We start from the raw sequence: 8,086 nt of genomic DNA on the forward strand, positions 1-8,086 counted from the left end.
CGCCCGCACCCCCAGCACCGCCTGCTCCGCCGGTACCGCCACCGGTCCCGCCACCGCCGGTACCGCCGCCGCCGGTACCGCCGCCGCCGGCGATTCCGCCGACGGTGCCGAGGTACAGTCCGGTCCCGAGCAGGCCCTGACCGGGGCTGGTGGTCCCGACCAGCAGGCCGGTCCCGAGGACGCCGCCGCTGGTGCTGCCGACATTCAGGCCCGTGCCGAGGACGCCGGTGCCCGGATTGGTGGTGCCGACGGTCACGCCGGTCCCGAGAACACCGCCGCCGGCGGTGCCGACATTCAGGCCGGTGCCGAGGACGCCGGTGCCGGGATTCGTGGTGCCGACCGTTATTCCGGTTCCCAGGATACCACCTCCGGTTGTATCAAGGGTCCCACGGAGAAGTTGCGCCTGCGCCGGGGCGACGACCGGGAGGGCGAGCAGGGTGCCGGCCAGAAGGGGGGCGATGCGCCCGGACGTCCGGCGCAGGGCGGCATTCGATGTCCGCGGCCCAGCCGGGACGTCGGTCGAGTTACGCATCTCAGACTCCATTGCTGCGCGGCCCGGTCGCTTCCACCCCGATCCTGAAGTCCGGTGGGCGCTAGGCTGGTACCGGCACACCTTCTGGTAGAATGCTTAACACCAACTTTCGGTTGTATTTGTATTCGCCACTTCGCGTTTGACGCGGTATCCGCCGTCTCGAGGCGGCTGAGACGCCGCGCGCCTCAGAAAATCCGCCTTTCCGCGACGATATCCGCCCCAGACGGGGGTATGCTGGCCATGCGAGCGCTGGCCGCAGGGATTGGACGCGTGATGGACGGGCGGGACAGGACCATCTTCGTTGCGGGTCACCGCGGGATGGTGGGATCGGCGATCGTGCGCCGGCTGCGCGAGTTGGGCTACGAGCGCATCCTCACGGCGGACCGGCAGGCGTTGGATCTGCTGGATCAGGCCGCGGTCCGGGCCTTCTTCGCCCAGAACCGGATCGACATGGTCTACCTCGCCGCCGCCAAGGTCGGCGGCATCCACGCCAACAACACCTACCCGGCCGAGTTCATCCACGAGAACCTGCTGATCCAGGCGAACCTGATCCACGCCGCGCACGTGGCCGACGTCGACCGGCTGCTGTTCCTGGGCTCGTCCTGCATCTACCCGAAGCACGCCGAGCAGCCGATGCGCGAGGACGCGCTGCTGACCGGGATCCTCGAGCCGACCAACGAGCCCTACGCGATCGCCAAGATCGCCGGGATCAAGATGTGCGAGAGCTACAACCGCCAGTACGGGCGCCGCTACCGCAGCGTGATGCCGACCAACCTGTATGGGCAAAACGACAACTTTCATCCGCAGAACGCCCACGTCCTGCCCGCGCTGATGCGGCGCTTGCACGAGGCCAAGCAGGCGGGCAGCGCGTCCGTCACGGTCTGGGGCACCGGCCGAGCGATGCGCGAGTTCCTGCACGTGGACGACATGGCGCGCGCCAGCGTGTTCGTGATGGAGCTGGACGATGCGGTCTACGCCGCCAACACCCGGCCGGACCTGTCGCACATCAACGTCGGCACCGGCGCGGATTGCACCATCCGCGAACTGGCCGAGGCGCTGGCCCGGGTGATCGGCTACGCGGGCCGCCTGGAGTTCGACGCGACGAAGCCCGACGGGACGCCGCGCAAGCTCATGGACGTCTCGCGCTTGCGCGCCATGGGCTGGCAGCCGGAGATCGATCTCGAACGCGGTCTCCAGCAGACCTACGGGTGGTTCCTGGAGAATCACGCCACGCTGCGCGGCTGACGCGCGGACGCATCACGAAACCGCATCCGACCGGGTGGGAGAACCAGCATGGCCCAACGGGCCCCCGACGACATCGAGCAGGCTCGGCGCCGCACGTTCCTCCGTGACTTCCACAACTTCGATTCGAATATCCGTTTCCCGGCACCCTATACCCAGTTCGCCGGCAAGCCACTGTCGGCCGCGGCGGGGCAGAACTGGCGCTACGACGCGCTGGGCTACCGGAACGACATGCACGCGGAGCCACGCTCGCCCACGGAGACGCTGCGCGTGTTCGTGGTCGGCGACAGCACCCTGATCGACGGCCAGGTCTTCGCCGACACCATCCCGGGCCGATTGGAGACCGGGCTGAAGCGCCTGCACGGCGACGGGGCCCGGGTCTACAATTTCGGCGCGACGTCCGCCTGCCTGAATCAGATGATCGCACTGATCACGACGCGGCTGATGGACCTTCAGCCCGATGTGATCTTCGTGATCGGCGGCGCCACCGACGTCTTCCAACCCTGGAGCTTCGATCCGCGCGCCGGCTACCCGTACAATCACTTCGCCAACGAGTGCCTGTACGACTACTTCTTCAACACGACGAAGTCCGGCGCGGGCGCCGAGGACCTGAGCTACGACAGCCTGCAGGCGTTGATCTTCGGCCGGCTCGACAACCTTCGCGCGCTGACCAACTGGCAATCCGACATTTGGGAATGGGAGGTCGTCCGTCAGTTCGAGTTGGCGCTAAAGCGCCTCGCCCGGCTGTCCGGGGGCATCGGCGCGCCGTTGCGGTTCCTCCTGCAGCCGGCGATCGTGCGCAAGACCGAGCGAGTCGGCGACGAGCAGAACACCGCGTCGGCTGAGTTCTTGGGATATCTCGACCGTCAATACACCCGGATCGAGCAGGTTCTGGGCCGGCTCGACGCCGATGGCCTCACGCAAGGGCCGTTCACGACCCGAGACCTCAGCCGGATCTTCGAGTCCGATACGCGCGCCCTGTTCACCGACATCGTCCATGTCGGCTCGGAGGGCCGGCAGGCGATCGCCGACCGCCTGGCCGCCGAGGTCGCGGAGGTGTTCGGCCTCCCCGTGGAGGCGTAGGCGTTGGTCGCGCCGATCGTATTCATCGGGGACTCGATCACCGAAGCCTGGGGCTTCCACCGGGCCGAGACCTTCGCGGCCCACGACCTGGTTCCCCGGGGCGGGTCCGGCCAGACGGCGCGCTGGATCACCATGCGGTTCCGCCGCGACCTGGAGGAGACCGGCGCCCGGGGCGTCCACCTCCTCTGCGGCGTCAACGATATCGGGCGCAACGAGGGGTTCTTCGTTCCCGCCGACGAGATCGCCCGGACGCTGGCCGGCATGCTCGACGAGGCCCGGGCCATGGGCGTGTCGGCCTGGGTCGGCTCGATCATGCCGGCCGCCCGGATCCCGTGGAACCCCACGGTCCCGGACGCACCGGCGATGATCGCCGCCGTGAATGCCTGGCTCCGCGAACACGCGCACGAGCACGGCGCGACCTTCATCGACTACCACGCGGTGCTGGCGGACGGATCCGGGGCGCTGCGCAGGGCCTACACCACCGACGGCCTCCATCTCAGCCCGGCAGGCTACAAGGCGATCGAGCCGCTGATGCTGTCGGCTTTGGGGCGAGCGCCTGCGGGGGATACGGTTCAGGCTTTCAGCGGCACGAAGCCACGCTCATTCGGTGGGTCGCGCCTCGTAGCGATTGCTGCCGCGGTTGCCATCGTGATCACCGGCGCGGCCCTCGTGCTCGCGCTGCGCTGATTGGAACGCTCTTTCGATCGCGCGCCTGTCGATTCCGGAATCGCTCAAGCTTCAGGCCCGTCATCCCGGGGCCGCGAAGCGGAGCCCGGGATTCACAATCGCCGACCGGTCAAGGTCCTGCCCCGACCGCCGCTCCGCGTTCCGGGTTCGCCTGCGGCGCCCAGGAATGACAGTGCGAGTGATGCGGAGGCCGTTCCCGTCGGGATCGTCCCGCCAACCGCAAAACATCACACCCGCCGCACCGCCCCGTGCGCCGCGCTGGTGGTCAGCATCGCGTAGGCGCGAAGCGCCGTGGTGACCTTGCGCTTGCGCGGGCTCGCCGGCTGCCAGCCGGCGGCGTCCTGCTCGGCACGGCGCCGCTCCAATTCGGCGGGTTCGACGACGAGGTCGATGGAGCGGGCCGGGATGTCGATGGCGATGGTGTCGCCGTCGCGCACCAGGCCGATCAGGCCGCCCTCGGCCGCCTCCGGGGAGACGTGGCCGATCGACAGGCCGGACGACCCCCCCGAGAAGCGGCCGTCGGTGACCAGCGCGCAGGCTTTGCCGAGGCCCTTCGATTTCAGGTAGCTCGTGGGGTAGAGCATCTCCTGCATGCCGGGGCCGCCGCGCGGGCCCTCGTAGCGGATCAGCACGACCTCCCCGGCCGTAACCTTGCCGTTGAGGATCCCGTCCACCGCGGCGTCCTGGCTCTCGAACACCCGGGCGGTCCCCGTGAAGGTCAGGATCGAGGCGTCGACGCCCGCCGTCTTCACGATGCAGCCCTGCTCGGCGAGGTTTCCGTAGAGCACCGCCAGGCCGCCATCCCGCGAATAGGCATGGGCGGCCTCGCGGATCACCCCGCCCTCCCGGTCGAGGTCGAGTTCGTCGAAGCGGGATTCCTGGCTGAACGCAACCTGGGTCGGCACGCCCCCGGGGGCTGCGCGGTAGAAGCTCTGGACCGAGGCGCTGGGCGTGCCGCGGACGTCCCAGCGGGCCAGCGCCGCGCCGAGGGTCCCGGCGGCGACGTTGCCGACCTCGGTTTCGATCAGCCCCGCCCGATCGAGCTCGCCCAGGATGGCCATGATCCCGCCGGCCCGGTGCACGTCCTCCATGTGGACGTTGGCCACCGCCGGGGCGACCTTGCACAGGACCGGCACCCGCCGCGACAGCCGGTCGATATCGGCCATGGTGAACGGCACCTCGCCCTCGTGGGCGGCGGCCAGCAGGTGGAGCACCGTGTTGGTCGAGCCGCCCATGGCGATGTCCAGGGTCATGGCGTTCTCGAACGCCGTGACGCTCGCCACCGCGCGGGGCAGCACGCTCGCGTCGTCCTGCTCGTAGTGGCGGCGGGCGAGGTCCACGATCAGGTGGCCGGCCTCCACGAACAGCCGCTTGCGGTCGGCATGGGTCGCCAGCACGGAGCCGTTGCCCGGCAGCGCCAGACCCAGCGCCTCGGTCAGGCAGTTCATCGAGTTGGCCGTGAACATGCCCGAGCAGGAGCCGCAGGTCGGGCAGGCCGAACGCTCGATCACCGCGACATCCTCGTCCGAGATCCGGTCGTCGGCCGCCGCGATCATCGCGTCGACCAGATCGACCTTCTTGGCGATGCCGGGCAGCTGGACCTTGCCGGCCTCCATCGGACCGCCCGAGACGAACACCGTCGGGATGTTGAGCCGCAGGCAGGCCATGAGCATGCCGGGAGTGATCTTGTCGCAATTCGAGATGCATACCATCGCGTCCGCGCAGTGCGCGTTGACCATGTACTCGACGGAATCGGCGATCAGCTCCCGGGACGGCAGCGAGTAGAGCATGCCGTCGTGGCCCATCGCGATGCCGTCATCGACCGCGATGGTGTTGAACTCCTTGGCGACGCCGCCGGCCTTCTCGATCTCCCGGGCGACCAGCTGGCCGAGATCCTTGAGGTGGACGTGGCCGGGCACGAACTGGGTGAACGAGTTCACGACGGCGATGATCGGCTTGCCGAAATCGCCGTCCTTCATGCCGGTGGCGCGCCAGAGGCCGCGGGCGCCGGCCATGTTGCGGCCATGTGTGGTGGTGCGGGAACGATAGACGGGCATCGCGCGGTTCAATCGGTTCGGAAGCGGATCTCTCAAAGGTAGGGGCTTCTGCGCCCGCCGACGCGTCGCTGCAAGCGTCGCCGAACCGGTCGCCACCGTGTCATGCTCCCGGCGGATACCGGGACGCGAGAGAGGCGAATCGTACGATGGACCGAGTGGATTTCCTGCGGCGGGCCATCGACCAGGGCCACGGCCGGACCGAGGCCGACCTCGTGCTCAAGGGCGGGCGCTTCCTCGATCTCGTCACCGGCGACCTCGTCGCCTCCGATATCGCGATCTGCGGCGACCGGATCGTCGGCACCTTCGGCAGCTATCGCGGCCGCCGCGAGATCGATATCGCCGGCAAGGTCGTGGTGCCGGGCTTCATCGATACGCATTTCCACGTCGAATCCTCGCTGATGCCGCCGCAGGAATTCGAGCGCTGCGTCCTGCCCCATGGCGTCACGACCGGCTTGTGCGACCCGCACGAGATGGCGAACGTGCTGGGAACCGAAGCGTTCGCGTGGTTCCTGGCCTCGTCCGAGACCCTGGCGATGGACCTGCGGGTCCAGCTCTCGTCTTGCGTGCCGGCCACCGACCACCTCGAGACCTCGGGCGCCCGGATCGGGGTGGCCGACCTGCTGCCCTTCGCGGGCCATCCCAAGGTGATCGGGCTCGCCGAGTTCATGAATTTCCCGGGCGTGCTCGCCGCGGACCCGGGCGTGCTGGAAAAGCTCGCGGCGTTCCAGGGCCGGCTGATCGACGGCCACGCGCCGCTGCTGCGCGGGAGCGCGCTCAACGGCTACATCGCAGCCGGCATCCGCACCGAGCACGAGGCGACCACGCCCGAAGAGGCGATGGAAAAACTGTCCAAGGGCATGACCGTGCTGATCCGCGAGGGCTCGGTCTCCAAGGACCTGCACGCCCTGGCGCCGATCCTCACCGAGCGCACGGCACCGTTCCTGGCCTTCTGCACGGACGACCGGAACCCCCTCGACATCGCCGAAGAGGGCCACCTCGACTACGTCATCCGCACCGCGATCGCGCTGGGCGCACCGCCGCTGGCGGCCTACCGGGCGGCGTCCTGGTCGGCGGCCCGGGCGTTGGGGCTGCACGACCGCGGCCTGGTGGCGCCGGGCCAGCGAGCCGACCTCGTCGTCCTCGACGATTTCCTCGACTGTCGCGTCGCCCGGGTCTTCAGCGCCGGGCGGCTTGTTGAGGATGCGCTGTTCGCCGACCGGCCCGCGATCCAGCCGATCGGCCGCGGCAGCCTGCGGGCCCGGCGGGTCACGGCGGCGGATTTCGCGGCCCCGGGTTCCGGGCCGTCGACACCGGTGATCGGCGTGGTGGCGGGCAAGCTCATCACCCTGCGGCACGACCTGTCGCTGCCCTACAGCGCGGGTGAGCGCCGGATCGACCTGGATCAGGACGTCATCAAGGTCGCGGTGGTCGAGCGGCACGGGAAGACGCCGCCGGGGCAGCGGGGCATCGGCGTGGCGTTCGTGAAGGGCTTCGGCCTGAAGCGCGGCGCGATCGCCTCCTCGGTCGGGCACGACAGCCACAACGTCACGGTGGTCGGCGCCGACGATGCCGACATGGCCGCGGCGGTGAACCGGCTCGGCGCCATCGAGGGCGGGTTCGTCGTGGTCGAGGGCGGCCGGGTGCTCGCCGAGATCGCCCTGCCGGTCGCCGGCTTGATGAGCCTGCTCCCGTTCGATGGGATTGGTGCCGCGCTGGTGACCCTGCGGGCGGCGGCGCGTGGCCTCGGCGTCGTCCTGCCCGAGCCGTTCCTGCAGGTCGCGTTCCTGCCGCTGCCCGTGATCCCGCACCTGAAGATCACCGACAAGGGCCTGGTGGATGTCGACCGTTTCGCGTTGATTGATCCGTGAAATAGATTGCGCGCAATCTATCTCGGGATTATATGCGGGCTGTGCCGGCCCTATATGCCGATTCCCTTCCTGTTCCTGGAGATCGCACCATGTCCGTAGACGTGAAGTACCGCACCACTGCGACCGCCACCGGAGGCCGCGACGGCGCCGCCAAGACCGCCGACGGCAGCTTCGAGGTGAAGCTCGCGACCCCGAAGGAGCTCGGCGGCGCGGGCGGTCCGGGTGCGAACCCCGAGCAGCTCTTCGCCTCCGGCTACTCGGCCTGCTTCCTGGGCGCCATGAAGGCGGTCGCCCCCTCGCTGAAGCTTAAGGTTCCGGCCGAGACCACCGTCACCGCCGATGTCGGCATCGGCCCCCGCTCCGAGGGCGGCTTCGGGATCACCGCCGACCTGACGATCAGCCTGCCGGGCCTCGACCGCGCCGAAGCGCAGAAGCTCGTGGACGCGGCCCACCAGGTCTGCCCGTACTCGAACGCCACCCGCGGCAACGTCGATGTCGGCCTGAAGCTCGCCTGAGCCGGGTCGTCCCATCCACCTCATTCCAGGGCGCGCGCAAAGCCTGCGTCTCGAAGGAGCCCTCCTCCGGGGTCGCCGCCGCTCCGGGGTGGGGTCGTGGGT

6 protein-coding genes and 1 pseudogene are annotated in these 8,086 nt (G+C 69.4%); 5 read left to right on the top strand and 2 right to left on the bottom strand.

Annotation, left to right across the window (positions count from 1 at the left end; all coding sequences use genetic code 11):
• Positions 1-532, bottom strand: a pseudogene (locus FV242_RS31185) (hypothetical protein); the annotation flags it as partial.
• A gap of 273 nt (positions 533-805) precedes the next feature.
• Between FV242_RS31185 and FV242_RS31190 the strand changes: the two are divergent.
• The 3 genes from FV242_RS31190 to FV242_RS31200 are packed head-to-tail and all read left to right on the top strand — an operon-like array spanning position 806 to position 3,544.
• Entirely contained in the window at positions 806-1,777 is a 972-nt protein-coding gene (locus tag FV242_RS31190; protein WP_147941631.1) for a GDP-L-fucose synthase, read from the top strand.
• A 48-nt stretch (positions 1,778-1,825) separates the two neighbouring features.
• Positions 1,826-2,857, top strand: coding sequence for an SGNH/GDSL hydrolase family protein (locus FV242_RS31195; protein WP_147941629.1), 1,032 nt, complete (start codon positions 1,826-1,828; stop codon positions 2,855-2,857).
• A 3-nt stretch (positions 2,858-2,860) separates the two neighbouring features.
• Complete coding sequence (locus tag FV242_RS31200; protein WP_147910631.1) at positions 2,861-3,544, top strand: GDSL-type esterase/lipase family protein; 684 nt, start codon at positions 2,861-2,863, stop codon at positions 3,542-3,544.
• 227 nt (positions 3,545-3,771) lie between these two features.
• On the opposite strand, the gene ilvD is transcribed toward FV242_RS31200, so the two are convergent.
• Positions 3,772-5,601, bottom strand: a complete 1,830-nt coding sequence (ilvD, locus tag FV242_RS31205) for a dihydroxy-acid dehydratase (RefSeq protein WP_147910630.1) — start codon at positions 5,599-5,601, stop codon at positions 3,772-3,774.
• A gap of 146 nt (positions 5,602-5,747) precedes the next feature.
• Between ilvD and ade the strand changes: the two genes are divergently transcribed.
• Together ade and FV242_RS31215 are read left to right on the top strand one after the other, a co-directional pair.
• A complete protein-coding gene (ade, locus tag FV242_RS31210) occupies positions 5,748-7,469 on the top strand; it encodes an adenine deaminase (protein ID WP_147941630.1) in 1,722 nt (573 codons plus the stop codon).
• A gap of 89 nt (positions 7,470-7,558) precedes the next feature.
• Positions 7,559-7,984 carry an organic hydroperoxide resistance protein gene (locus FV242_RS31215; RefSeq protein WP_147910628.1) on the top strand — a complete coding sequence of 142 codons (426 nt, stop codon included), beginning with the start codon at positions 7,559-7,561 and terminating at the stop codon, positions 7,982-7,984.
• Positions 7,985-8,086 lie beyond the last annotated feature (102 nt).

Source organism: Methylobacterium sp. WL64 (assembly GCF_008039945.1).
Classification (GTDB): domain Bacteria; phylum Pseudomonadota; class Alphaproteobacteria; order Rhizobiales; family Beijerinckiaceae; genus Methylobacterium.